The following is a 24,374-nucleotide window of genomic DNA, read 5'->3' on the forward strand; positions in this document are numbered from 1 at the left end:
GTCGTACGGCCAGCGGCAGTACGCATACCTCCCGGGGAGTACACGGGGTCGGGTCCGTTGCTCCCCAAAGGGCTCGACTTCTGTAACTACTAGTATGTACAGTCGGTTCATGAGCACCTCGGAGAGCACCTCGGACCGGCTGATCGAGTCCACCCGTGAGCTGCTGTGGGAGCGCGGTTACGTGGGCACCAGCCCCAAGGCGATCCTGGAGCGATCGGGCGCCGGACAGGGCAGCATGTACCACCACTTCAAGGGCAAGCCGGATCTCACGCTGGCAGCGATCCGGCGGACGGCCGAGGAGCTGCGGGCTACCGCCGAGGGAGTACTGGGCGGGCCGGGAACGCCGTACGAGCGCATCGAGGCCTATCTGCTGCGCGAGCGTGACGTGCTGCGCGGCTGCCCCGTCGGGCGGCTGACGATGGATCCGGACGTCATCGCCAGCGAGGAGCTGCGCGCACCGGTCGACGAGACGCTCGACGCGATCCGCGAGCTGATCGCCGGGATCGTCGAAGAGGGCAAGGAGCAGGGCCAGTTCGCGCCCTCGCTGGACGGCGAGGAGCTCGCCGCGACCGTCCTCGCGACCGTCCAGGGCGGTTATGTCCTCGCCCGCGCCTCCGGCTCCCCCACCGCCTTCGACGCCGGCGTCCGAGGGCTGCTCTCCCTTCTCGCCCCGCGTTAGGAGTTCAGGTCTGTGCACATCACCAGGAAGCGCCCCGACACCCGGCAGGGCCCGGCGGAGAACTTCACCGGCTCGGTGTGGCTCGACGAGATAGCCGCGCCCGCGGCGCCGTCCCGGCTGCGCATGTTCAACGTCCACTTCGCACCCGGCGCCCACACCGCCTGGCACCGCCATCCGCGCGGTCAGGTGCTGCACGTCCTGGAGGGCGAGGGGCTCGTGCAACGCAAGGGCGCTGCACCGGAGTTGATCCGCGCGGGTGACACCGTGTGGATCGAGCCGGACGAGTGGCACTGGCACGGCGCCGGGCCGCGCACCTTCATGACGCATCTCGCGGTCGTCGAGGCCGCCGAGGACGGCACCACCACCCAGTGGGACGCGCACGTCGGCCCCGAGGACTACCCCGCCTGAGGAGGCACCCGATGCACGCCATGCAGTACGAGCTGACTCTGCCCGCCGACTACGACACGGACATCATCCGCGGCCGTGCCGCCCGTATCGGGCATCTGCTGGACGACTGGGAGGGCCTCGGCCTCAAGACGTATCTCCTGCGGGAGCGCGGGGTGAACGGCTCGCCGGTCAACCAGTACGCGCCGTTCTACCTGTGGAACACCATGGAGGGTATGAACGCCTTCCTCTGGGGCGGCGCCTTCCAGGGGCTCAGCAACGACTTCGGGCGGCCGTCGGTCCGGCAGTGGACGGGCCTGGCGTACGAGGAGGGCGGCGCCCCCGGCCCACCGGCGCGGTTCGCGGTACGGCGGCGACAACCGGTGCCCGAGGGCGTGGTGTTGGCCGACGTCATGGCGGACGCGGCGCGGGAGACCGCGCGGCTGGCCGGCGAGGACGGCGCGGTGCTTGCGGCGGCGGCCGTGGACTCGAGCCGCTGGGAGCTCGTCCACTTCTCGCTGTGGGAGCACGACACGCCGAAGGCCGACGGCGACGTGTTCGAGGTGCTGCACATGTCGACGCCGGGGCGTGACGAGTTGCCGTGCGGGCGGCAGTGGTGAGCACCGTCCGTTCGGTGCTGGGGGACGTACGGCCCGAGGATCTGGGCGTGTGCGACGCGCACGACCATCTCTTCCTCAGCAGCCCGCAACTGCCCGGCCAGGAGCTGAGCAACGCCTCTGCCGCGCGGGCCGAGTTGGAGGCGTTCCGTGCGGCGGGCGGGGCCAGCGTCGTCCAGTGGACGCCTTGGGGGATGGGGCGTCGGGCCGCCGACCTGCCCCTGCTGTCCCGGGCGGCCGGCGTACACGTGGTCTGCGCGACCGGACTGCATCAAGCCGCCCACTACGCACCGGAGTTGCTCGACGAGCTGCGCGGCAGGCTCGCCGACGTGTTCGTTTCCGAACTCAGCGACGGCATCGGAACGTCGGGCGTCCGCGCCGGGCTCGTCAAGGTGGCCGGCGGCTTCCATGCGCTCGACGCTCACGCCCGCTGGACCATGACCGCGGCGGCCGAGGCCCACCACGCGACGGGGGCGCCCATCGCCGTGCACCTGGAGATGGGCACGGGCGCGCTCGACGTACTGGACCTGCTGTGCGGCGAGTTGGGCGTCCCGCCGGAGCGGGTGATACTCGGCCACCTCAACCGCTCCCCCGACCTCGTGGTCCAGCGGCAGGCCGCCGAGGCGGGCTGCTGGCTGGCGTTCGACGGCCCGTCCCGCCCCCACCACGCCACGGACTGGCGCATGCCGGTCGCGGTACGGGCCCTCGCCGAGGCGGGTTTCGGGCACCGGCTGCTGCTCGGCGGGGACACGGTGGTGGCCGGGGCGCGGTCGGTCGACGGCGGTCCGGGGATGCGGTATCTGCTGGGCAGAGTGCGGCCGCGGCTCGCGCTGGAACTGGGTGAGGAACTCATCGACCGCGTCCTCACGGAGAACCCCGGCCGGGCGTTCGCCGTCGAGTGGCGCTGAGCGGAAAGGTGGACCACCGCCGATGCCCCTGGTCCGTATCGACGCACTGGGAGCCGACCCCACACGCCTCGACGCGCTCGGCCGAGCCGTGCACGAGGCTCTGGTGGAGACGCTCGGCATCCCCGCCGACGACCACTTCCAGATCCTGGTCGGACACGACGGCACCAACAGCACGCTGCGGTACGGCAGTTACCTCGGCGTGGAGCGCGACCACGGCATCGTCTATGTCGCGATCACCATGCGCTTCGGCCGCACGGCTGCTCAGAAGCAGGCGTTGTACCGGCGGATCGCCGAACTGGCCCAGGCCTACGCGGGGACCGAGCCGCGGAACGTCTTCGTCACTGTGACCGAGAACGGTTCGGCCGACTGGTCGCTCGGTCACGGGGCGGCACAGTACCTCCAGGCGGCCGACACGTGACCGGCCGCATCAACGGCAGAGCTCGTCCAGGTCCTCGGAGAAGGCCGGGAACTCGGCCTGCGCCTCGGCGATGATCTCCCGGGCGGTCCGGCGCGGGGTGCCGGCGTGCCGCTCGGCCAGTACGGCCAGCGTCGGGTTCGGGCGGGCCTCGCGCTGCTCGTACTCGATGACCTCCATCGGGCCCAGGCCGTCGGCCAGCACCCACAGGAAGTCGGAGAGGTTTCCGGCGACGACACCCCGCTCCCCCTCCGACCCCAGGAACACCACGGGCTGTTCCGCGAGTGGCCGGCCGGGCCGCACGCACCAGAGGGCGGCGAGGCCTCCGGTGCCGTCCTGTCCGAAGACCCGGTAGGCGTCGCCGTCCAGCTCGTGGTTGCCGGTCCAGTGACGGATCCAGTCGGTGGTCTCCTCCGCGGAGTCGAAGGCGTTGTAGGGCTCGAAGTCGATGCCCTCGCCGTCGTCGTAGTCGAACGCCACCTCGGCCACGGCGACCAGGGCGGGCGGAAAGCGGCGGTCGTCGCCGGTCGTCTCGATCATGCAGGCAGGCTAACCACCGCCACTGACAACGACCTCAGGAGACGGCGATGTCCACGGACGGCCGCAGTTTCGCCGCCGCAGCCAGCGCCTCGTGCGCGGGGTGGGTGTCGAAGGCCGTCAACAGGGCTTCGTCCGCCGGGCGCTCGGCGGCCGGGTAGGCGATCTGCTCGTAGGCCGACTGGAAGCGGGGGCCCCAGCGGCGGGCGCCGAGACGGGCCGTGCGGGAGCAGTTGTCGACCATGTGGGCGACATTGCGGGCGTGCATGTAGGGCAGCAGGGAGTCGACGGCCTCGATGACCGACTCGTTGACGATCTCCGACCAGGGGTGGCCGCGGTCTGCGAACTCGTCGATCTGAGCGGTCATGGTGGCGACGAAGACGCCCGCGGTGAACGGGTCGACCGGCAGGTCGCGTTCGCCGCGCCGGGCGTGCACCTCGTCGCCGGCCGACCACATGGGCGAGCCGCCGATCTCGCTCATCGGGCCGCTGCCGAGCCGCCGTTCGGCGAGGATCACGCTGCGCAGCTCGGTGCCGTCGGCGACCTCGTCGTAGATCTCGGCGACGATCTCGCGGGCGGGCGCGTACGTCGCGGTGTACGCGCGGTCGAAGACGTCCCGTCCGGCCGAGTCGAGGCCCTCTCGCACGGCCCGCAGCCCACTGTGCGAGATGGTGCGGGCGATCGGTCCGGTGATGTTCTCGCAGGTCTTCTCGTACGCGGTGACGGGATTGTCGCCGTCGAGGCGGGCGCGGGTGTAGAGGCTCTCGACGATGCCGTGCACGGCGCCGAGCAGGATGGCGCGTTCGCCGACGATGTCGGAGAGGTACTCGCTGTCCAGCGTGGTGCGGAAGGTGTACGGCGATCCGAGCGCGACCGACCAGCCGAGCGCGAGGTCGGTGGCACGGCCGTCGGGGTCGGCGTGGACGGCGTGACTGCTGTTGATTCCCGCGCCGTTGATCTCCTCGCCCTGCTGGTACAGGCGGCGCACGGAGTCGCCCATGCCCTTGGGGCACACGGCGATCACCCCGTGTCCGGGCGGGAACTCCCCGCCGGTTTCCCGGAGATGGCCGAGCAGGAAGCCGTGCGAGAGGCCGATCACGGCGCCGGGCTTGAGGGCGGCGAAGATCTCCTGGTGGTGGGCGGCGAGGGCGGCGTCCGCGATCAGGAGGATCAGGAGGTCGCTTTCGGCGGTGACGGCGAGCCAGTCGCCGAGCGTGCCGTTCTCCTCCGTGAACCCGTGGGCGCGGGCGTCGGCGGCCGACGCGGAGCCCGGGCGCAGTCCGACGGCCACCTGAATGTCCGTACCGGCCAGCGAGTCGCGCAGGTTGAGGGCCTGGGCGCGGCCCTGCGGGCCCCAGCCGATGACGCCGATGCGGCGGACGCCGGCGAAGGCCTGCGGCAGCACCGGGAAGAGGTGCCGGCCGCCGCGCAGGATGGTCTCGGTGCCGCCGGGCACGTCCATCGTTTCGAGGGGGAAGACGCGGGAGGTGTACGTGGTGGAGGTCATGGTCGAGTTGTAGGCTCCGGGAGTTCATTGCAGCAAGCGCAACATGTGCAGCGCGGTGTTGCGCGAGGTGAAAGAGCGAGGTCACGGCGTGCGGGACGACCATCGGGAGCTGCGTCTTTTTCTGCATCTGGCGCAGACGCTGAACTTCGGACGGACGAGCCTCGACTGCCATGTCAGCCCGGCGACGCTGACCCGTACGGTGCAGCGCCTGGAGACCGGTCTCGGGCACCGGCTGTTCGAGCGCGGGCCGCGCGGGGTGTCGCTGACGGCGGAGGGGCATCGCTTCCGTGAATACGCCGTGCAGGCACTGGAGTTGTGGCGCTCCTACCGCGAGGAGCATCCCGATCCGGCCCAACTCACCGGCCGACTGGCGGTGTTCGCCACGGTGACCGCCTGCCAGGCCCTGCTGCCGGATCTGCTGGCCCCCTTCCGGACCGCCCACCCCCAGGTCCTGCTCGACCTGCGCACCGGTGACGCGGCGGCCGCGCTGGCCCGCCTCGACGAGGGCGAGGTCGACGTGGCCGTGGCAGGGATCCCGGCACGGCTGCCGGAGGGACTGGTGAGCCGTACGGTCGCGGTCACCGAGCTGGTCCTCGTCACCGCACGGGACCGCCCGGACCCCGGTCTCGACGGCCCGTTCGTCCTCCCGCACCGCGGGCTCGTCCGCGAGGCCGCCGACCGCTGGTTCCGCACCCGCGGCATGCGACCGGAGGTGGCCTGTGAACCGGACGGTCACGAGGGGCTGTTGACGCTCGTCGCCCTGGGCTGCGGCACGGGCGTGGTCCCGCGGCTCGTACTGGAGCACAGTGCGGTGCGGGACCGGCTGGCGGTGGTTCCCGCAGATCCGCCGCCGGAGCCGTTCCCGATCGGGCTGTGCGTACGGCGGGCGGATCTGCGGCGGCCGTCGGTGGCGGCGCTGTGGAGCCTGTGAGCCGCGGCGGGGTTCTCAGCCGAGCTTGGCGTACTCGACGGCGATGCGCGCACCGAGCCGGGCGTTGTTCTTGACCAGCGCGATGTTGGTGCGCAGGCTCTCGCCGCCGGTGAGCTCGACGATCCGGCCGAGGAGATAGGGGGTGGTGTCCTTGCCGGTGATGCCGGCCTTGTCCATCTCGGCCAGGGCCTGGGCGATGACACCGTCCATGCGCTCGGCCGGGACCTCCTCGTCCTCGGGCACGGGGTTGGCGATGCTGAGGCCGCCGGGAATGCCGAGGTCCCAGCGGGCGTGCATGACGGCGGCGATCTCGGCGGGCGAGTCCACGCGCATGGGCGAGGTGAAGCCGCTGCGGCGCGAGTAGAACGCCGGGAACTCGTCCGTGCCGTAGGTCAGAACCGGCACGCCGAGGGTCTCCAGCGTCTCCAGGGTCAGGCCGATGTCGAGGATGCTCTTGACGCCCGCGCTGATCACCGCGACGCCGGTCGCGGCCAGCTCCGTCAGGTCGGCGCTGATGTCGAACGTCGTCGGCGCGCCGCGGTGCACACCGCCGATGCCTCCGGTGACGAAGGTACGGATGCCGGCGAGCGCGGCCAGCCGCATGGTCGCGGCGACGGTCGTCGCACCGTGGGTGCCGCGCGCGATGACGTACGCGAGGTCGCGGACGCTGGCCTTGGTGACGTCCGGCGCCGTCGCGAGGAGCTCCAGGTCCGCCTGGGTCAGCCCGATGTGGGGCCGGCCGTGCAGGACGGCGATCGTCGCGGGGACGGCGCCGCCGTCGCGGATGATCTGCTCGACCTCCACGGCCATCTGCACGTTCTGCGGGTACGGCATGCCGTGGCTGATGATCGTCGACTCCAGCGCCACGACGGGCCGCCCGTCGCGCAGCGCCTCGCGGACCTCGTCGGTCAGCACGAGACGCGGGTGCGGGACGGGGGTCGCGGGGGTCGGGGCGGGGGTGGGCGTGGTCATCTCTGGCTCCGCATCGGATCGTTCAGGTCGTTCGGGTCGGTCGGGTCGGTCAGCGCGTCCTCGATCAGACGCGGGGTCAGGTCGGGGCGCACCGTCGCCGGGCTCTGCACCGTCAGGGCTGCGGCCGCGTGTCCGTAGCGGGCGGCGTCCACCGGGTCGCCTCCGGCCAGCAGGGCGTGGACGAACGCGGCGAGCATCGCGTCCCCGGCGCCGGTGACGTCGGCGACCTCGGCGGGCGGCGCGGGCAGGAAGGTCGCCTCCTCGCCCGCGGTGCTCAGCACACTGCCGCGCGCCCCGAGCCGTACCCACACATGGCGCACCCCGCGGGTGTGCAGCGTGCCGGCGGCGGCCGTCACGTCGGCCTCGCTGTCGCCGATGGGGTGCCCCAGGAGGGCGCGCAGTTCGTCGAGGTTCGGTGTCAGGGCGAAGACCGGGCGGCGGGCGGTGAGCAGTGGCGCGAGCAGGGCCGCCTTGGGGGCGCTGACCGGGTCGATCACCACCGGTACGGCGGCGGGCTGCGCGACGTGCATCGCGTGGGCCAGCACCTCGGCGGGCAGATTGCCGTCCAGGACCAGCATGTCGGCGTGGGCGATCAGCTCGCGGGCCGGGTGCAGGTCATCGGGCGCCAGAGCTTCGGTGGCCGCCATGTCGGCGACCGCCACGACCAGGTCTCCGTCGGCGTCGAGGACCGCCGTGTACGTCCCGGTCGGGTGGGCGCTGCGGTGCACGTGGTCGAGGCGCACCCCGGCCGCCGCGGTCTCGGCGAGGAGCCGCTCGCCCGCCGCGTCCCGGCCGACGGCGGCGATCAGATGGGTCGGGGTGCCCAGCCGCGCCAGGTTCTCCGCGATGTTGCGGCCCACACCGCCCGCGGTGGTGCCGGCGCGCCCCGGGTTGCTGGTCCGCTGCCGTACGGGGGCGAGGCTGCGTACCTTCACGTCGACGTTGGCCCCGCCGACGACCACGACGGCGTTCTCCTCGCGGAGGATGTAGCCGCGGCCGAGGATGGCGCCCTTCTTGCCCAGATTGGACAGGTGCACGTTCACCGCGGCCCGGGTGCTGCCGAGGGCGTCGGCGATCGCCTGCGGCCCGGCCAGCGGGTCGCGGCGCAGCAGCGCGATGATCTCGCGCTCCCGCTGGGTCAACATCATGCTGACTAAACTAAAGCGCCTTTATTGCAGTAAGCAAGGGGGTGCGTTCAGTCGGTGCTCCTGTCGGCGTCGAGCCGTCCCACGCGCTCCACGTTCGCCCGGTCCTCGGCGTCCTCGCTGGCCGAGCCGGCGAACCAGGCGTCGAGGATCTCCTTGAGCAGCGGCTCGGACGTCAGTCGCAGGCTCAGCGCCAGCACATTGGCGTCGTTCCAGCGGCGGGCGCCGTCCGCCGTGTACGCGTCGGTACACAGGGCGGCCCGTACACCGGGCACCTTGTTGGCGGCGATGGACGCGCCCGTGCCGGTCCAGCAGCACACGATCGCCTGGTCGGCGGTCCCCGCGGCGACCTCGCGGGCCGCGGCCTCGGAGCACGCGGCCCACTGGGGGTCGCCCCCGGGGCTCAGCGCCCCGTGGGGCACGACCTCGTGGCCGCGCCTGTTCAGTTCCGCGACGAGCGAGCGCGCCACGGGCTCGTCCATGTCCGAGGAAACGGAGATCCGCATGTCCGGAGCCTAACGCCGCGCGGAGCGTCAGCCACAGTCCGGAGCTGCGGCTCCGATCCGGTGCATCGAGGTCTGCGGGGCCAGGCCCGCACGGTGGCGTGCCTGGCCCCGGTGGGTCAGTTCTGCAGACGCCAGTGCTGGTTCGCACCGCCCGAGCAACTCCACAGCTGGACTTTCGTCCCGTTGCCGGTCGCCTGGCCGCTGGCGTCCAGACAGAGCCCCGACTGCACGGCTGTGATCGTGCCGTCGGGATTGATGTTCCACTGCTGGTCCGCCTGCCCACTGCAGTCCCAGATCGCCGCCGCGGTGCCGTTGCCCGCGGACTGGCCGACGCCCAGGCACTTGTTGCCGTAGACGACCAGCTGCTTTCCGGCGGAGTGCGTCCACCGCTGGTTGGAGCCGCCGTTGCAGTCCCACAGCTGTGCCTGCGTGCCGTTGGCCGTCGTGGAGTTGTTGATGTCGAGGCAGCGCCCCGACTGCTGGCCGACGATCTCCTGGTTGCCGGAGGGCGGCGGTGGCGGCGGCGGCTGGTTCGAGCCGAACTGTGTGAAGAACTGCCACACCGCTGCCGACGTCCAGGTGCGCCAGCCGTCACCGGTGGAACCGTCTATCGGGCCGGGGTCGTGGCCCGCTCCGTCGAACGCGGCCCAGACGACGGGGTATCCGGACCTGCATCCGGAGTAGGTGGTGATGATGTGCGTCAGGCTTCCGTAGGCCGGCTCGGGCGGGTTCTGCGGGGTGCAGCCGTTGTTCCGGACGAAGGTGTCGCGCAGGTCTCGTCCCGACTGGATGGGCAGCACGTTGTCCCTGAGGCCGTGCAGTCCCATGTAGGCGATGGGCTGGTTGCCGCCGCTGCACCCGCTGAGGTTCGCGCCGGAGTAGACCGCGACCGCGCGGAAGACCGTCGCACGGGAGCAGGCGAGGGCGTACGACATCGCGCCGCCGTAGCTGAAGCCGCCGGCGAACAACTGGGTGGTGTCGACGCACAGGCCCCCTTCGATCTGGTTGACCAGGGCGTCGACGAAGGCCACGTCCTGGCCTCCGGGGTTGGCCCAGCCGTTGCCGTTGCCCTGGGGGGCGACGAAGATCGTGCCGTTGTTCGCGTTGTCCGCCAGGCGCCGCAGGCCGTAGTAGGACCAGTTGTATCCGTCCGTTCCGCCCGAGTCGACGTCGTTGGCGGTGCCGCCCCGCCAGTGGAAGCCGAAGATCAGCCGGTAGGGGTGGTTGCTGTCGTAGCCGGCAGGGACCCGCAGGATGTAACTGCGGGTCTGGCCGCCGCTCTGGATCGTATGGGTACCACTCGTCAGCGTCGGGGCCTTGCCGCAGCCGGCGGTGGCCGTGGCCGACGCGGGTGCAGTGAGGCCTCTGCTGAACGAGGTGCCCGCAGCTGACAGGACGAGAAGCAGCGCGGCCGTGATGGTCAGTAAGAGCGGTTTGCGTTTCATGCAGACCTGCTTCCTTGGTCGGGGGTTGGACAGGGAGCGTCGGTCGCCGGGGGGTCAGACGGCGGTGATGGTCCACTCGTTGTTGGTGCTGGAGTTCGGTGTCCACAGCACCGTCGTCGAGCCGACCGTGGTGCTGCCACTGCCGTCGAGGGCGGTGCCGGTGCCCCGGTTGACGATCTGGTAGCGGTTGTCACCGAGGCTGTTGAGCGACCACTGCTGGTTGTTGCCGCCGTTCCAGGTCTCCTGCCGGGCGGGAGCGCCGTTGGCGGAGTTGCCCCAGCTGTCGGCGGCCATGCCGTTGGTGCGGTTCATGATGCGGTGGTAGCCGTTGCCGAGGTCGATCAGCTGCCACTGCAGGTTGGTGCTGCCGTCGTAGTTCCACTGCTTGAGGTTGGATCCGGAGGCGACGTTGCCTCCGCTGTCGAGCACGAGTCCGCTGGTCGCGTTGGCGATCTTCACCCAGGTCGTGGAGCCGCCCGGTGCGCCGAGGACGGGGATCTCGCCGGAGAAGGTCAGCTTGACCGTGTACGCCAGGGCGCTGAACGGCGGGTTCGACGAGGGCATGGCCAGGTGCAGGCCGGAGGCGTCCTGGGTCGGCGCGGGCAGGTTGACGTAGGTGCCGGCGGCGTTGTTGAGCAGTTGGGCGCCGGTCAGGCTGCTGAGGTTGATCTGGTTCGAGTTCAGCGTGTTGACGGTCATCGTGCCGCCCTGCCAGCCCAGCGCGGTGACGTAGAGGACCTTGTTGTCCTGGCTGCGGGTGAACCGGATGTCCTGCGGTTTGCCTGCCACGGGTCCGCTGAACGAGCCTCCGCCCATCTTGGTGGGGCCCTCGCCGTAACTGGTCCAGGAGCGGGTGCCGTAGACCGCCTCTCCGAAGCGGCCGAGCCAGTCCCCCATGGCGAGCAGGATCGACTGCTGCCCGGAGGGGATGGTGCCGTCGGCCATCGGGGCGATGTTCAGCAGCATGGTGCCGTTCTTGCTGACCCGGTCGATCAGCGAGTGCAGCAGTGCCTGCGTCGAGTAGTAGCCGATGCCGACCGTGTAGCACCAGCTGGAGGAGGAGATGCTGTCGTCGGTCAGCCAGTACGGAGTGAGCAGTCCGGCCGGGCCGCCGCGCTCGAAGTCGAAGACCTCACCCTTGTTGTTGAGGCCGTCCTTGTAGGTCGCGACGACGTCTTTGTTCCAGGCGACGGCCCGGTTGTAGTAGTACGCCAGGAACTGGAGCCGGTCCGATTCCTGCACCAGGTTGAGGTCGAAGTCCTGCCAGATCAGGTCCGGTTGGTAGCCGTCGACGACCTCGACCAGCTTGTCGTACCAGAGCTGGTTCTCGGCGGCCGACCCCTGCTGGCCGAAGAGGATGCGCAGGTTCGGGTCCGACTGGTTCGGCACGTGGTCGTAGAAGCCGTTGAAGTGGTAGGCGTGGTGGAGGGAGGCCATGAACTTCAGGCCCTGCCCGCGGATGGCCTGCGCGTGCAGCCCGACGAGGTCGAGCCTGGGACCGTGCCGGACCGAGTTCCACGGGTTGGCGCGGCTGTTCCACATGGAGAAGCCGTCGTGGTGCTCGGCGACCGGGCCCGCGAACCTGGCCCCCGCGGCCTTGAACAGCCGGGCCCACGCGTCCGGGTCCCAGTTGCCCCCCTGGGAGGCCAGTCTGGGGGCGAACTGCACGAAGTTGCCTGCCTTGTCGCGGGCTCCGTCGATGAAGTTGTTGTACGGCCATGCCGAGGGGTCGCCGTAGGTGGCCTTGTGGTGGTTGTTCTCGGCCGAGCCGCCGATGTACATGTTGCGCGGATACCACTCGTTCCCGAACGCGGGGACGCTGAAGACGCCCCAGTGGTAATAGATGCCGAACTTGGCGTCCTTGAACCAGGCCGCGGCCGGGGGATGCTGGTCCACGGAGGACCAGCTCGCGGTGTAGCTCGCGGGGCCGTCGGTGGCGGCGGCCTCGGGGGCGAACCGCAGCAGCCCGAAGGCCGTGGCCGCGCCGGTCGCCGCCAGCAGCCGGCGCCGGCTGATCGGGAGGGGGGAGGAGGTCATGCGGAGCCTCTCTGCGTCATTGACGGGGTGGGTGATCTCGGGCGTCACCGGATCAGTTGCGCGTCCACTTCTGGTTGCCTGCGCCGGTGCAGGTCCACAGCTCCAGCAGGGTGCCGTTGGCCGTTCCCGCGCCGGTGGCGTCCAGGCACAGACCGGACTGGCCACCGGTGATCGTGCCGTCGGCGTTGAGCGTCCACTTCTGGTTGCCACCGCCGTCGCAGGTCCAGATGTCGACCTTGGTACCGGGGCTGGTGCCGCCCCCCGAGGCGTCCAGGCAGGCGCTGCCGTAGACCCTGAGCTCACCGGCCGCGGTGCTCGTCCACTGCTGGTTGCTGCCGCCGTTGCAGTCCCACAGCTCCACCTGGGTGCCGGACGTCTGCGACTGGTTCGGCACGTCGACGCACCGGCCGGAGGCGACCCCGACGATCGTGCCGGTCGTGCCGCCGTCGTTTCCGCCGCTGCCGGGCGTGATGGACAGGTTGTCGAACTGTGCCGTCTCGCCCTGGCTGGTCGCGTAGCCGACCTGTCCGGCGGCCCAGGTGCGGTCGCTCACGGAACCGACCGTGGCACCGTCGATGACGGCGGTGATCGTGGTGCCGGAGAAGGTGAGGGCCAGGGTGTGCCACCGGTTGGTGCCCAGCGCCGCGACCGTGCCGCGGGCCAGGGTGGAGACGTTGCCGCCTGTGTTCGTGCTCAGGATCGACCAGGCCCCGGTGTCGCTCACCCGCAGGTGGTAGGCGTTCAGCCCTCCGGTGCGGTCGTAGTCGTGCCCGCCCGCACGGCCGATCAACTCGGCGTACCCCGGCTGCTCGAGCAACACCTCGGACGAGACGGTGTAGTTGCCCCAGCTCACGTCACCGAGCAGGGCGTGCGGATCGGTCAGTGAGTCCCAGGTGATCGGCTTCTGCGGGCTCATCTGGCGCACGCACCTGCCGCTGCGGCCGCCGCCGCAGGCCACCGCTTCGAACGCGCCCTGCCAGTCCATGAGGTATTTCGCCTCGGTGCCGTTGGCGTAGCCGTCGAAGGAGTCGCTGTACGGCAGCTTCAGCGCGCCCTTGGCAGGACCGGTGGCGGTGCCCTTGCCCTGTCCGGTCGTGGTGGTCAGGGTGTACAGGTGGCCGGACTGTACGGTCAGGCTGAAACCGCCGCCGGACGGGGTGATGTCCGCGGCGTGCACGAAGTGGTCGGCCGGGTTGGCGGACCTGACGTCGGTGGACCAGACGTGGACGGTTCCGGCGGAAAGCCCCCCGGTGACGTTGAAGTTCAGCGTCTGCGCGCTGCCGGCGTCCATCGTCTCGATGACCGTGGAGTAGTCGGAGTTGTTCGGGGACTTGAGCGAGACGTAGCTCCCGTTGTTGCGGTTGCCGCCGATGTAGCCGCTGGAGGCGTCGAGGTACCGCCACCCCGGCTCGGTGAACTGGCTGGTGTGCGCCATCACCCAGGTGTTCTTGCCGATCGAGTAGGAGCCGGACCACGGCTGCGCGGCAAGGGCGAGACCCATGGTGGGGTACGGCAGGTTGGGGGTGAGCGCGGCGACCACCGGCCAGTTGAGGTACGCGGTCATCCGTCCGTCGATGTACCCGCGGTTGATGCCGCGGGCCATGGCCTGCGCTCCGCCGTTGTAGTCGTCCGAGCCGTTCTCGCTCGCCCACAACGGCTTGCCGGACGACATGGCGGCCGACGGCACCGAGCAGGTGGACTGGGAGGACCGGTACCCGCAGGGATAGTGCGTGCCGATGGCGCTCACCGCGGAGGCGAACGCCGGGTTGGAGTTGACGTCGTTCGCCACGGCCCAGTCCGAGTCGGCCGCGACGATCTTGACGCTGCCGTAGCCGTTGCTGTTGAGCGCGCTGCGCAGCTGCTCGTACCAGGAGACGTTGTAGCCTCGCTCGTTCCAGCCACCGAGGTAGTCGACGCCGAGTCCGTGCTGTTTGGCGCAGCCCAGCCACGAGACCAGATAGTTGATCATGTCGGTGGACCAGAAGTTCCCGCCGCCGATCCAGCCGGGCGCACCCCAGGCGAGCCCGTACAGCTTGATGTCCGGGTTGCGGGCCTTGGCCTGCTCCATCAGCCACCATTCGTAGCCCCGGTCGCAGTTCAGGTCGGAGCGGGTGTGCTGGTGACTGGGTTCGGCACCGGAGGTGGAGTTGGTGTCCCCGCCGATCTCGGCCTTGAGCATCTGCAGGGAGGCGCCGTAGCCGGGCCGGAAGAGGTAGTCGAGGATCTGGCCGCGCTGGGGCTCGGGATAGTCGATCAGGAGTCTGCTGTTGCCGCCTCCGCCGCTGATCGCGCCGACGCCGTCGAAGGTCCGTCCGCCGGACGCGCCGTTGAGGGTGATGGAGGTGGCGGCCCGGGCCGGAGCGGCGGCTGTGCCCACGACGCCGCCGGCGGCCAGGACGAGGCCCGCGACCACGGCCGTCGGGACGCGCAGGCGCTGTAACAGGCGTCCGAATGCTGACACGGTGGGTTCCTTTCGCAGGTGGGGGTGTCCACGGCCGGCGGGTCAGCGGACGACGAAGTCCTGGTTGGTGCCCGGCGCGTTCTTGCACTGCCACTGGTCCAGTTGCTGTCCCGCGTTGCTGCCTGCGCCGTAGACGTCCAGGCACAGGCCGCTGTTGCGGTTCTGGAACGCGTAGGAGCCGTCGGACTGACGCACCGGCAGCCACAGGCCGTTGGCCGCCGTGCCGGGGGTCTGTTGGACCATGTCCGGGGTGCCTGCCGCCGTGGAGCTGCCGGCGACCGCCACATCCTGGCCGGAGCTCTGGGCCCGCAGTTCGCCGTAGCCGCCCGAGGCCGGCACGAACTGGAACTGCTGGTTGCCCTGACCGTTGCACGTCCACTGGTCGATCGCGGCGCCCGCGCTGGTGGAGTTGCCGTACACGTCCAGGCACAGGTTGTCGCTGGCGACGACGAGTTGGTGGTAACCGTCCGGGAAGGTCCCGCCGCCGGACGAGGCCGGGGTGAGGTGGACGGAGAACGCGTCGTGCGCGCTCTGGAACGTCAACGGCACGGTGATCGAGCCGCCGGCGGCGCTCACGTTCTGGTCGTACACGGTCTGTGGCGCACTGAGCGGTGCCTGGTCCGGGATGCGGTGGACGGTGACGTGCACGCTTCCGGCGTTCGTCAGCCAGGGCAGGGACGACAGCCCGTTGAAGGTCACGGACGCGGCACCGGTGTAGCCATTGGAGTCGCCGATGACGGCCACCGCGCGATTGTTGGCGGAGTCCTCGGAGGCCGCGATCGCCGTAGAGCCGACCTGGCCGGAGGTGTCGACGAGGGTGCCGGTCATGTCGGCGTAGTCGCGAAGCGCCCACCAGTTGCCCGTCGGCTGCCAGGTGCCTCCGCTCTGGGTGAGGACTCCCGTCAGGTTGGGGGTGACGCAGCACACCCAGTTGCCGCGCATCGCGTTGGTGTATCCGGACTGCGCAAACCGCGCCAGGTACCAGGCCGTCACCCCGGCGGTCTGCCGGTCGGCGGGCTGGTACTCGTTCGCGGACAGCGGCAGCGGGCCGATGCCCGCCGCGGTCAGGGCACTGTTGAGGGACTGGGAGACGGTGACCGGATCGTCGACATCACCCTCGTCGTGGTTGGTGATCATGTCCGGCACCGTCCCGGCCGCCTTCACGTGCGCGAGCCAGGTCCGCCATTCACCCGGGTTGCGCTGCGGGGTGAACGCGAGGGACGGCCCCACGATCTGCGCCCCGGGCGCGATGCGCCGGATCTCCCGGTAGGCGGTGTCCCACATCTGGAAGTACTGGGCGCTGTTGACACCCCGGGTCCAGAAGACGGAGATGTCCGGCTCGTTCCAGATGTCATAGGAGAACGTCAGGCCCGAGGTCTGGAGCGCTCCCACCGTGGAGTCGATGAAGCTGATCCAGTTCGAGCAGTTGCCGTTGTCGCAGGGGTACGTCGTGTTCGACGGCTGGCCGCCGTTCGCGCCGTAGATGTCGCTGACCAGCACCTGGTACTGCGCGTGGTACGGCGGCCGGGTGAGCCGTTTCGCCTGCGCGATGATCGAGTCGAGGTCGGCCCGGGTGGCCGAGCCGTACTGGTAGCCGTCCTTGATCCAGCCGCCGGAGAACCATCCGCCGCCGCGGAACGCGTTGATCCCCAGCGGCTGCAGGAACTGGTCCACGGGCCGGCTGCCGTCTTCGCTGATGCCGTAGAGGAACCCCTCCCCCACACCCGTCGACGCTCCCCTGGGCGACGTCAGGTTGACACTCAGCGACGTGCCCGAGGCAGCCTGGCTCGGGGCCGTCGACAGCAGCGGCAGCACGAGTGCCAGGACGATGCCCGCCAGCAGTGCCGGACGGCCGGGTCTCGCTCTCGTCCTCATCCGATCCTCCTGAGTCGGGGCGGCGTTGGGATGCCGCCCCGAGTCGAGCACGGGTGCCTCACCGGTCAGCTCAGCGACCATTGCTGGTTGGTTTGGCCGTTGCAGGTCCACAGCTCCACGGGGGTGCCGTTGGCGGTGGCGGCGCCCGTCACGTCCAGGCACAGCCCGGAAGGAGCGCTGGTGATGGTGCCGTTGGCGTTGAGCGTCCACTGCTGGTTGCTCTGGCCGTTGCAGGTCCAGGTGATGACCTTGGTACCGGGGCTGGTGCCCTGACCTGAGGCGTCCAGGCACAGACGGCTGCCGCCGACGGAGACGGTCAGCTCGTGGGAAGCGCTCTGGGACCAGGACTGGTTCGCCGCTCCGGTGCAGTCCCGGATCTGAGTCTGTGTGCCCGGCGTCGTGGATCCGCCCGGCACCTCCAGGCACCTGCCCGCGCCCACCGCGTGCAGCGCGCCCGTCGTGCCGCCCCCGCCGCTTCCCGTCCCGTAGCCGGCGGCGATGATGCCGGCCTGGACGGCGTTCTCCGTGGCGTCGGAGGGGTAGCCCGAGGTCATCGCGCCCTCGAAGAACTCGCCGACCCCGTTGGGGCTGTTGTCGCCGCCGGTGCCGAGCAGAACGGAACTGTCGACCTTCATCGGCGAGTAGCCGTTAGGCAGGGGGCCGGAGAAGGTGGTGGTCAGCCCGCCGGCGGCACCGTTGCCGTACTTGAGAGTGAAGTTGCTGGTGCCGTTGTTCTTCAGCCACGCGCTGACGAACGGGTAGTGCACGCCCTGGTTGTTGGGGTCCTTGTTGGAGCCGGTGTTGGTGTGGAACATGCCGTTCTCGAGGTCGGCCTCGACCCACGGACCGCTGCCGGTGCAGCCGCCGAACCAGCAGGCGTTGCCCCAGTAGATGGCGTTCATGGTGGCGTTGCCGGTGTCGGTGTGGGAGTTCTCACCGCTTCCGTAGTCGAAGCAGCACCACTGGTTCGTGTAGTTCGACGAGGTCACCATGTAGATGCCTTCGGGCTGGGAGCCGGTGGCCACGCCGCTCGCGTGGTCGATCCGGTAACCGACACCGGGGGTGACCTTGACGCCGAAGACCTGGTGGCCGGCCGCGGTCACCGGCAGGGCCATGGCGTCCGCTCCGACATCGGCCCCGTTGGGACCTGGACCCTTCCAGTAGCCGCCCCAGGAGATCGGCAGGTCGTTGTGTCTGGCGGTCTGGTCGTAGATCTTCGTGATCGTGCACGACGTGCCCGCGCAGAACGACACCTGGGACGCGGCGTCGGCGTACCCGCCCGCGGCGAGCACCCCGATGTCCCGGTAGCCGTGGTCGGAGGACCGCTGGATCTGGTACAGCGGCCCGTTGTACGCCGCGAAGAGCGCCCTGGTCGTGGCGTGCGCGGTCACACACGGCGTTCCGCCCGCGGCATAGATGTCGCAGGGAAGCGACGCGTCGGCCGCGGAGGTGTTCACCGCCGTTGGACGGACCCCGGGGGGCGTGCCGGTCCGCGGGGATGTGGCGAACGCCGGTGTGCCCAACGCGGCCAGGGCCATCGCCAGGGCGATCAGGAGCACGGCCGGGAATCGCCTTCGTCGGCGATCTGTTGCTGATCCGGGCAAGGTGACCTCCTCTGTGGCGGTGCCGCCGCACTGGCGGCACCGAAGCTGCCGTGGCCGAGGCAGGGGCCGGTCAGCCCAGCGTCCAGCGCTGACCGCTGCCGCCGTTGCAGGTCCACAGCTCGGCGAGGGTTCCGTCAGCCGTGGCTTCGCCCGTGACGTCCAGGCACAGGCCCGACTGGACGCCGGTGATCGTGCCGTTGGAGTTCAGCGACCACTGCTGGTTGCTCTGGCCGTTGCACTGCCAGATCTCCACCTTCGTCCCCGGTGTGGTCTGGTTGTTGTAGGCGTCCAGGCACATCTGACCGCTGCCGGAGTAGACGGTGAGCTGGTTGGAGGTGGTGTGCGTCCAGGTCTGGTTGGCACCGCCGTGGCAACTCCAGATCTGCACCTGAGTACCGGCGGTTGTGCTGGAGTTCGGTACGTCCAGGCACTTGCCCGCGCCGACCGCGTGCAGCTCACCGGTCACGCCGGTGCCTCCGCCGCCGCTGGTGCCGCCCGCGACCCGGTACATCACCGTGCCGTGCGCAGGCACCGAGGCGCTGATCGTGCCGGAGGTGGTCGAGGACGCGCCCGACCACAGGTCGGTCAGGGTGTAGGCGGATGCCCCGGTCTTGCCGATCGCGGCCGCGGTGGTGGTGATGGTCGCCGTCGAACCCGTCTCGTTGAACAGCGCCACCGACACGTCCCCATTGGCCAGCGGCTTGGCCAGCACGTCCAGCCCGCCCGAGGAGGACACCATCGTCCCCTGTTTGCCGAGCGGGTCCTGGTCGACCGCGATCACTCGGGAGTTGGTCAGGACGGACAGGGTGTCGGCACTGGCCGAGGGGATGTTGGTGCCCGCGATCAGCGGCGCGGCCATCTCCGCCCACAGACTGAACTCGCTGCGGCTCTCGGTGGCCGTCATCGAGCCGTTGCCGACCTCCAGCATGTCCGGGTCGTTCCAGTGGCCGGGTCCGGCGTAGGAGGCCAGTCCGACGTTGCTGTGGAAGATCGACAGCATGCTGGAGAAGGTCGGGGTGATGTCCCCGGTGGTGCGCCAGCTGTTGCCCACGTCCGCGCCCCAGGTCCACACGTTCTCCTGGCCCCAGTTGCACAGGCTGTACAGGATCGGCCGGCCGGTGGCCGCCAGCGCGTCCCGCATCGCGGTGTACCGGGTCCGCGCCGGCACTCCGTTGTTGTTGCAGTTGTCGTACTTCAGGTAGTCCACGCCCCACGACGCGAACGACTGCGCGTCCGTGGTCTCGTGCCCGAGGCTGCCCGGGTATCCCGCGCAGGTCGCGGTGCCGGCGTCCTCGTAGATCCCGAGCTTCAGCCCGAGCGAGTGCACGTAGTCGGCGGTGCCCTTGATGCCGTCGGGGAACTTGGCCGGGTCCGGCACCAGGTGGCCGCCGGAGTCGCGGTTGTGGGTCATCCAGCAGTCGTCGATGTTGACGTACGAATAACCCGCCGCCTGCATGCCGTTGGTGTGCATCGCCTGGGCGGTGGACTTGATCAGCGACTCGGAGACGTTGCAGCCGTACGCGTTCCAGTCGTTGAAGCCCATCTGCGGGGTCGGCGCGAGCCCGTTGCCGAGCGCCGCGGCGGGCTGCGCCGTGCCGAGCGAGAGGACAGGGAGGGCCGCGGTGAGCAGCAGGGCCGAGAGGGTGAGCGCCAGGGTTCTGCGCAGGGACAGCAGTGGGGGCAGCAGCCGAAGGCGCCTGGCTCTCGAAGTGGTCGTGGGCATAAGTCATCGGCTCCTGGGGCGAGTTGGGAAGGCTGAAAGGCGTTCAGCGGTAGCCGGCGGCGGTGATGTTGGCCTGGACCGCGTTGTCGGTCGCGTCGGAGGGGTAGCCGACGACCATGGCTCCCTCGTAGAAGGTGCCGGCGCTCAGGTTGGCGCCGCCGCCGGGCTTGCAGCAGTCGCCGCCGCTGCCCAGGACGATGGCCCCTTGCTTCTTCATGGGGCTGTATCCGCCGGGAAGTCCGCCGTCCCACAGGGTGGTCAGACCGCCTGACTGGGCGTTGCCGCCCTTGAGGGCGAACCTCGACGTGCCGTTGTTCTTCAGCATGGCGGTGACGAACTTGCCCGGAAACGCCCGCTGGTTGGGGTTCCAGGACTGGCTGCCGCCGGAGTACAGGCCCCATTCGAGATCGGCCTGCACCCAGGGACCGCTTCCCGAGCAGCCTCCGAACCAGCACTGGGTGCCGAAGTTGATCGCGTCCATCGCCCCGGCGGCGTCGGCCTTCCTGGTCGTCTCGCTGTTGCCGTAGTCGAAGCAGCAGCCACTGTTGACGTGGGTGCCACTCGTCACCATGTACGCCCCTTCGGGTGCGGCACCGGTCGGCACGCCCGTCAGGTGGCCGTCCCGCCAGTAGCTGTTGCCGGGGTTGATGTACAGCGAGTACGCCTTGGTCCCCCCGGCGGTCAGCGACTCGGAGGTCGCCTTCGCGGGGCTGCTCTGACTCGACCCCGGGACCTGGGCCGAGCCCTGGTACCACAGGTCGTTGCCGTGTCCTGACTGGTCGCGGACGACGGTGATCACGCAGCTGGTGCCCGCACAGAACGAGTCCTGCGCCGCGGCGTCGGCGAAACCGCCCGGCGCCAGCACGCCGACGTCCTTGGTGGCGTTGTCCGAGGCGCGCCTGACCTGGTACAGGGGGCCGTTGTACGAGCCGTAGAGCGCCCGCACCGTGCTGTGCGCGGCCACACACGGCGTACCGCCCGCGGCGTACAGGTCGCACGGGCCCGACCCGCCGGGCGGGGGCGGAGGCGGTGGTGTCGACGTCGTCCACTTCTGGTTGCTCTGGCCGTTGCAGGTCCACAGGATGACCGCGGTGCCGTTGGCCGTGCCCGCCCCGCTCACGTCCAGGCAGAATCCGGAGGCGGCACCGGTGACCGATCCGTCGGAGTTCTGCCGCCACACCTGGGTCTGCCGCCCGTCGCACGGCCGGATGACCACCGGGGCTCCGGGTGCTGTGCGGTTGTCGTAGGCGTCCACGCACCGGGTGCCGTTCATGGTCCTCAGCTCACCCGCCGACGTCAGCTCGAACGCCTGGTTGACCTGGTCGTTGCAGTCCCAGATCTCCAGCACCGTGCCCGACGTGTCGACGTTGCCCTTGACGTCGAGGCACCGTCCCGACGCCGAGCTCACCAAGGCCGCCGCGGCCGTCGGCGCCGACCAGGTCGGCGCGGACGCCAGCAGCATGGCCAGCAGAGCCATCACGCATACGGCGGCCGCCGCCGGTAAGCGTGGTGCACGAGCCGTGGGACCGCAGGGCGGTGTGGATGAAGGCTGCATTCTGTGTCCTCGGATATGCCGGGGGGTGCGGACGGAGAGTGCCGTGCCTGTCCGAAGAGTTCGGAAGGGGGTCGACCGCTCCCGTCAGCGTGCCCGTGAGCACTCACAGGGAACACTCAGACATCCCATGTCGCATAGTGATCCCACAGGCCCAACACACTGTCAATAGACCTGACTTGGTGATTCCGATCCGATCCATCCCATGTTTTTTTCCTGGTCAGGACGATCTGAGGGCATGCCGAGACCCGCGTCCGGCGACGGCCGTCGTGCCGGGCGCGGGTGTTCGTCAGGGGAGCAGGAGCGCGGGGGCGCCGATCACCTCACCTGAAGCTCCAGTGCTGGTTGGCGCCGCCGTTGGAGTCCCAGATCTGGACGGGGCTCCCGTTGGCACTCTGCCCGGCCGGGACTTCCAGCGCCCGGCCGGAGGCCGCGTTGGTCAGGGTGTACGAACCGTCGCCGTTCCGGCTCGCCCGCCAGTGCTGGTTCGCACCGCCGTTGGCGTCCCAGATCTCCATCCGCGTGCCGTTGCCCGTCTGGCCGCCCGGCTCGTCCAGGACCCGTCCGCTGCCTACGTTGGTCAGGGTGTAGGAGCCATCGCTGTTCTGGCTCGCCCGCCACTGCTGGTTGGCGCCGCCGTTGGCATCCCAGACCTGCAGGGGCGTGCCGTTCGCGGTCTGCCCGCCCGGCACGTCCAGCACCCGGCCCGCGGCGACGTCGGTCAGCGAGTACACCGTTCCGGAGACGATGCCGCCCGAGTTCCCCGTACCGCCGCCCAGCGCGGACAGGACCGCGTCGTAGGCCGGTTTCTTGTTCCCGCCGTTGTCGAACAGCAGTGGGTTCTCCCCCGTGCGCCACGAGTCGCTGTCCCTGATCCCCCACACCGTGATACCGGTGCAGCGGGCGACGTTCATGCACGCCTTCACGGTGTTCGCGTACGCCGTCGCCGGTGCCTGCGCGATGTCCAGTTCGGTGATCTGTACGTCCACACCGAGGGCAGCGAAGTTCGACAGCGTGGTCTGGAAGCTCGACGGCGGTCCGCCGGTGCCGAAGTGGGACTGGAAGCCGACGCAGTCGATGGGCACGCCGCGGGACTTGAAGTCGCGCACCATGTTGTAGACGCCCTGGGTCTTGGCGTCGGTCCAGTTCTCGATGTTGTAGTCGTTGTAGCAGAGCTTGGCCGAGGGGTCGACGTTCCGGGCGGTGCGGAACGCCTCCTCGATGAAGCCGTTGCCCAGCACGTTCTGGAACACCGAGCTGCGGTGCTGGCCGCTGCCGCCGTCGGCGAACGCCTCGTTGACCACGTCCCAGGCGTAGATCTTGCCCTTGAAGTGGTTCATCTCGGTGGTGATGTGGTTGTTCATCACGCTGCGCAGGGTGTTGGCGTCATTGATGGAGCTGACCCAGCCGGGCAGTTGGGAGTGCCAGACCAGCGTGTGGCCGCGCATCCGCTGGCCGTGGGCGGTGGCGTGGTTGACGATCTGGTCGGCGGGCCCGAAGTTGAAGTTGCCGCGGGAGGGTTCGGTGGTGTCCCACTTCATCTCGTTCTCCGGGGTGATCATGTTGAATTCCCGGTCGAGAATCGTGGAGTAGGTCGAGTCGCCGAGCTTCCCGGCGGCCACGGCCGTGCCGAAGTAGCGGCCGCTGTCGGCCGCTGCCGCGCCCAGTGTGCCGGAGGCCGCGTGGGCGGCGGGGTTCGCCGGGCCGGCCACAACCAGTGCCGTGCCGGCTGCGAGTACGGCGGCCAGGGCCAGGGCCTTGCGCGGACGGGGCTCTTCGTTGAGCCAGGACATGACGGATCGTTCTCCTTGTGTGTGTTGGGGGGTTGGGACACCGACCTCAAGCCGGTGCCGGGGTCGAGTCGGGCCGGTCACGAAGCCGAGCTGACCGGCAGTGCGCTCCACTGCTGGTTGGCTCCGCCGTTGCAGTCCCACAGGATCAGTTGCGTACCGTCGGTGGCAGACGCACCGGGGTCGTCGAGGCAGCGGCCGGAGACCGGGTTGCGGTAACCGCCGTTGTACGCCTGCCATTGCTGGTTGCTGCCGCCGTTGCAGTCCCAGATCTCGATCTTGGTGCCGTTGGCGGTACCACCGCCCGTGGCGTCGAGGCACTTCCCGAGCGCCCGCAAGGTGCCGTCCGAGCGCGCGGACCACGCCTGCGCATCGGCGCCGTTGCAGGACCAGATCTGCACGGCGGTCCCGTTGGCGCTGTTGCCGCCGTTGACGTCCAGGCACTTCCCCGCGACCCCGGAGCGCACCGGCCCGCCCACGGAGACCGGCGGCTTGATCCAGCCTGCCGCGTCGGCGGCCTGCACCCCCGCGTGGAAGGCGTCCGCCATCTTGCGGAAGCCGTTGTCGTTGGGGTGCAGGGCGTCGGAGAGGTCCGCGGTGGTCACAGCGCTCATGTCCACCAGGCGTACATGCTTGCCGGCAGCCTGCTCGGCCTGGACGATGCCGGGCAGCCTGGCGTTGAAGGCGGGGCGGGTGGCCTCCTCGGTGCTGCTGGTGGAGACGATCACGGTGCCGACGAGGACGGTCGCGTCAGGGGCGTCGGCCGTGATCTGGTCGATGAGCGCATGGAGCCGGTCGGCGGCGGGATCAGCCTGAGAGCCGCCGTTCAGATCATTGGTGCCGATCTCCAGGGTGATCACGTTGGGCCGGTACCGGGCCAGCACGGAGTCCGCAATGCCGGCTATCTCATTGATGTGCCAGCCGGAGTGGCCTTCGTTGTCCGGGTCGGACATGGTGCCGTTGCGGCCCGAACCGACGAAGTCCACAGCGTGCCCATCGGCGGCCAGTTGGTTCCCCAGGAAGTCGCGGTAGCTGTTCCCGGACGGGCTGCCGACGCCCCAGGTGATCGAGTCGCCCAACGGCATCAGCCGCAGGGCGGTGGGAGCGGCCGCGGCCCGTGCGGCGGAGGCCGGTGACCCGGTGCCGGTGGCGGCCGCCGCGGGCAACGCGGTGCCGGTGCCGACCGCTGCCGTCAGCGCGGCCGCCAGGAGTGCCGAGTACTTCTTCATATGCGTTCCTCACTGGGTGCGGGACAGTGGGTGGGGGGTGAACGAGCGGGTGAGTCG

The 24,374-nt window shown here is 70.1% G+C and carries 19 protein-coding genes and 1 pseudogene; 6 read left to right on the forward strand and 14 right to left on the reverse strand.

All coding sequences use genetic code 11. The annotated features are described in order from the left end of the window. Nucleotides 1-94: 94 nt before the first annotated feature. The 5 genes from EDD92_RS04965 to EDD92_RS04985 are packed head-to-tail and all read left to right on the forward strand — an operon-like array spanning nt 95 to nt 3,006. Nucleotides 95-679 (forward strand): TetR/AcrR family transcriptional regulator, encoded by a 585-nt coding sequence (locus EDD92_RS04965; RefSeq protein ID WP_123963174.1) that lies wholly within the window; start codon nt 95-97, stop codon nt 677-679. Between the two features lie 12 nt (nt 680-691). Next, entirely contained in the window at nt 692-1,087 is a 396-nt protein-coding gene (locus EDD92_RS04970) for a cupin domain-containing protein (protein ID WP_123963175.1), read from the forward strand. An 11-nt stretch (nt 1,088-1,098) separates the two neighbouring features. Continuing rightward, entirely contained in the window at nt 1,099-1,683 is a 585-nt protein-coding gene (locus EDD92_RS04975; RefSeq protein WP_123963176.1) for a DUF4865 family protein, read from the forward strand. Then, complete coding sequence (locus EDD92_RS04980) at nt 1,680-2,588, forward strand: phosphotriesterase (protein WP_123963177.1); 909 nt, start codon at nt 1,680-1,682, stop codon at nt 2,586-2,588. Before EDD92_RS04975 ends, EDD92_RS04980 begins: the two co-directional genes overlap by 4 nt. A gap of 22 nt (nt 2,589-2,610) precedes the next feature. Next, nucleotides 2,611-3,006, forward strand: a complete 396-nt coding sequence (locus EDD92_RS04985; protein ID WP_123963178.1) for a tautomerase family protein — start codon at nt 2,611-2,613, stop codon at nt 3,004-3,006. A gap of 9 nt (nt 3,007-3,015) precedes the next feature. On the opposite strand, the gene EDD92_RS04990 is transcribed toward EDD92_RS04985, so the two are convergent. Both EDD92_RS04990 and EDD92_RS04995 read right to left on the reverse strand, forming a co-directional pair. After that, the gene (locus tag EDD92_RS04990; RefSeq protein ID WP_123963179.1) at nt 3,016-3,543 is read right to left on the reverse strand and encodes an SMI1/KNR4 family protein; all 528 of its coding nucleotides are present in this window, start codon (nt 3,541-3,543) and stop codon (nt 3,016-3,018) included. Nucleotides 3,544-3,577: 34 nt separating this feature from the next. Further along, nucleotides 3,578-5,047, reverse strand: a complete 1,470-nt coding sequence (locus EDD92_RS04995; protein ID WP_123963180.1) for a ketol-acid reductoisomerase — start codon at nt 5,045-5,047, stop codon at nt 3,578-3,580. Nucleotides 5,048-5,135: 88 nt separating this feature from the next. On the opposite strand from EDD92_RS04995, the gene ilvY reads away from it, so the two are divergent. Continuing rightward, entirely contained in the window at nt 5,136-5,978 is an 843-nt protein-coding gene (gene ilvY, locus EDD92_RS05000; protein WP_123963181.1) for an HTH-type transcriptional activator IlvY, read from the forward strand. Between the two features lie 15 nt (nt 5,979-5,993). Here the strand turns inward: ilvY and EDD92_RS05005 are convergent, their stop codons facing one another. From EDD92_RS05005 to EDD92_RS05060, 12 genes and pseudogenes are all read right to left on the reverse strand, one after another. After that, nucleotides 5,994-6,950 carry a pseudouridine-5'-phosphate glycosidase gene (locus EDD92_RS05005; protein ID WP_123963182.1) on the reverse strand — a complete coding sequence of 319 codons (957 nt, stop codon included), beginning with the start codon at nt 6,948-6,950 and terminating at the stop codon, nt 5,994-5,996. Then, nucleotides 6,947-8,098, reverse strand: a complete 1,152-nt coding sequence (locus EDD92_RS05010) for a carbohydrate kinase (RefSeq protein WP_185123937.1) — start codon at nt 8,096-8,098, stop codon at nt 6,947-6,949. Before EDD92_RS05010 ends, EDD92_RS05005 begins: the two co-directional genes overlap by 4 nt. Before the next feature lie 47 nt (nt 8,099-8,145). Further along, nucleotides 8,146-8,601 (reverse strand): RpiB/LacA/LacB family sugar-phosphate isomerase, encoded by a 456-nt coding sequence (locus EDD92_RS05015; RefSeq protein ID WP_123963183.1) that lies wholly within the window; start codon nt 8,599-8,601, stop codon nt 8,146-8,148. Nucleotides 8,602-8,717: 116 nt separating this feature from the next. Continuing rightward, the gene (locus EDD92_RS05020; RefSeq protein WP_260326320.1) at nt 8,718-10,046 is read right to left on the reverse strand and encodes an RICIN domain-containing protein; all 1,329 of its coding nucleotides are present in this window, start codon (nt 10,044-10,046) and stop codon (nt 8,718-8,720) included. Between the two features lie 54 nt (nt 10,047-10,100). Continuing rightward, nucleotides 10,101-12,083, reverse strand: coding sequence for an alpha-L-fucosidase (locus tag EDD92_RS05025; RefSeq protein ID WP_123963184.1), 1,983 nt, complete (start codon nt 12,081-12,083; stop codon nt 10,101-10,103). Between the two features lie 52 nt (nt 12,084-12,135). Then, complete coding sequence (locus EDD92_RS05030; RefSeq protein ID WP_123963185.1) at nt 12,136-14,544, reverse strand: ricin-type beta-trefoil lectin domain protein; 2,409 nt, start codon at nt 14,542-14,544, stop codon at nt 12,136-12,138. A gap of 42 nt (nt 14,545-14,586) precedes the next feature. After that, nucleotides 14,587-16,419, reverse strand: coding sequence for an RICIN domain-containing protein (locus EDD92_RS05035; RefSeq protein WP_185123938.1), 1,833 nt, complete (start codon nt 16,417-16,419; stop codon nt 14,587-14,589). Between the two features lie 65 nt (nt 16,420-16,484). Next, nucleotides 16,485-17,957, reverse strand: a complete 1,473-nt coding sequence (locus EDD92_RS05040; protein WP_123970271.1) for an arabinofuranosidase catalytic domain-containing protein — start codon at nt 17,955-17,957, stop codon at nt 16,485-16,487. Nucleotides 17,958-18,093: 136 nt separating this feature from the next. Further along, the gene (locus tag EDD92_RS05045) at nt 18,094-19,746 is read right to left on the reverse strand and encodes an RICIN domain-containing protein (protein WP_260326322.1); all 1,653 of its coding nucleotides are present in this window, start codon (nt 19,744-19,746) and stop codon (nt 18,094-18,096) included. A 43-nt stretch (nt 19,747-19,789) separates the two neighbouring features. After that, the gene (locus EDD92_RS05050; RefSeq protein ID WP_123963187.1) at nt 19,790-21,223 is read right to left on the reverse strand and encodes an arabinofuranosidase catalytic domain-containing protein; all 1,434 of its coding nucleotides are present in this window, start codon (nt 21,221-21,223) and stop codon (nt 19,790-19,792) included. Nucleotides 21,224-21,624: 401 nt separating this feature from the next. Next, nucleotides 21,625-23,091 (reverse strand): annotated as a pseudogene (locus EDD92_RS05055) (endo-1,4-beta-xylanase); the annotation flags it as partial. Nucleotides 23,092-23,168: 77 nt separating this feature from the next. Next, complete coding sequence (locus tag EDD92_RS05060; protein ID WP_123963189.1) at nt 23,169-24,317, reverse strand: SGNH/GDSL hydrolase family protein; 1,149 nt, start codon at nt 24,315-24,317, stop codon at nt 23,169-23,171. Between the last annotated feature and the right edge of the window lie 57 nt (nt 24,318-24,374).

This window comes from Streptomyces sp. TLI_185, assembly GCF_003814765.1.
Lineage (GTDB): Bacteria > Actinomycetota > Actinomycetes > Streptomycetales > Streptomycetaceae > Streptomyces.

Coding starts and splice junctions, on each gene's coding strand:
- EDD92_RS05010 (WP_185123937.1), bottom strand. CDS start 8,098: ATGATGTTGACCCAGCGGGAGCGCGAGATCATCGCGCTGCTGCGCCGC.
- EDD92_RS04965 (WP_123963174.1), top strand. CDS start 95: ATGTACAGTCGGTTCATGAGCACCTCGGAGAGCACCTCGGACCGGCTG.
- EDD92_RS05015 (WP_123963183.1), bottom strand. CDS start 8,601: ATGCGGATCTCCGTTTCCTCGGACATGGACGAGCCCGTGGCGCGCTCG.
- EDD92_RS05050 (WP_123963187.1), bottom strand. CDS start 21,223: ATGGCTCTGCTGGCCATGCTGCTGGCGTCCGCGCCGACCTGGTCGGCG.
- EDD92_RS04985 (WP_123963178.1), top strand. CDS start 2,611: ATGCCCCTGGTCCGTATCGACGCACTGGGAGCCGACCCCACACGCCTC.
- EDD92_RS05005 (WP_123963182.1), bottom strand. CDS start 6,950: ATGACCACGCCCACCCCCGCCCCGACCCCCGCGACCCCCGTCCCGCAC.
- EDD92_RS05020 (WP_260326320.1), bottom strand. CDS start 10,046: ATGAAACGCAAACCGCTCTTACTGACCATCACGGCCGCGCTGCTTCTC.
- EDD92_RS05040 (WP_123970271.1), bottom strand. CDS start 17,957: ATGGCCCTGGCCGCGTTGGGCACACCGGCGTTCGCCACATCCCCGCGG.
- EDD92_RS05060 (WP_123963189.1), bottom strand. CDS start 24,317: ATGAAGAAGTACTCGGCACTCCTGGCGGCCGCGCTGACGGCAGCGGTC.
- EDD92_RS05045 (WP_260326322.1), bottom strand. CDS start 19,746: ATGCCCACGACCACTTCGAGAGCCAGGCGCCTTCGGCTGCTGCCCCCA.
- EDD92_RS05025 (WP_123963184.1), bottom strand. CDS start 12,083: ATGACCTCCTCCCCCCTCCCGATCAGCCGGCGCCGGCTGCTGGCGGCG.
- EDD92_RS04995 (WP_123963180.1), bottom strand. CDS start 5,047: ATGACCTCCACCACGTACACCTCCCGCGTCTTCCCCCTCGAAACGATG.
- EDD92_RS05035 (WP_185123938.1), bottom strand. CDS start 16,419: ATGAGGACGAGAGCGAGACCCGGCCGTCCGGCACTGCTGGCGGGCATC.
- EDD92_RS04975 (WP_123963176.1), top strand. CDS start 1,099: ATGCACGCCATGCAGTACGAGCTGACTCTGCCCGCCGACTACGACACG.
- EDD92_RS04990 (WP_123963179.1), bottom strand. CDS start 3,543: ATGATCGAGACGACCGGCGACGACCGCCGCTTTCCGCCCGCCCTGGTC.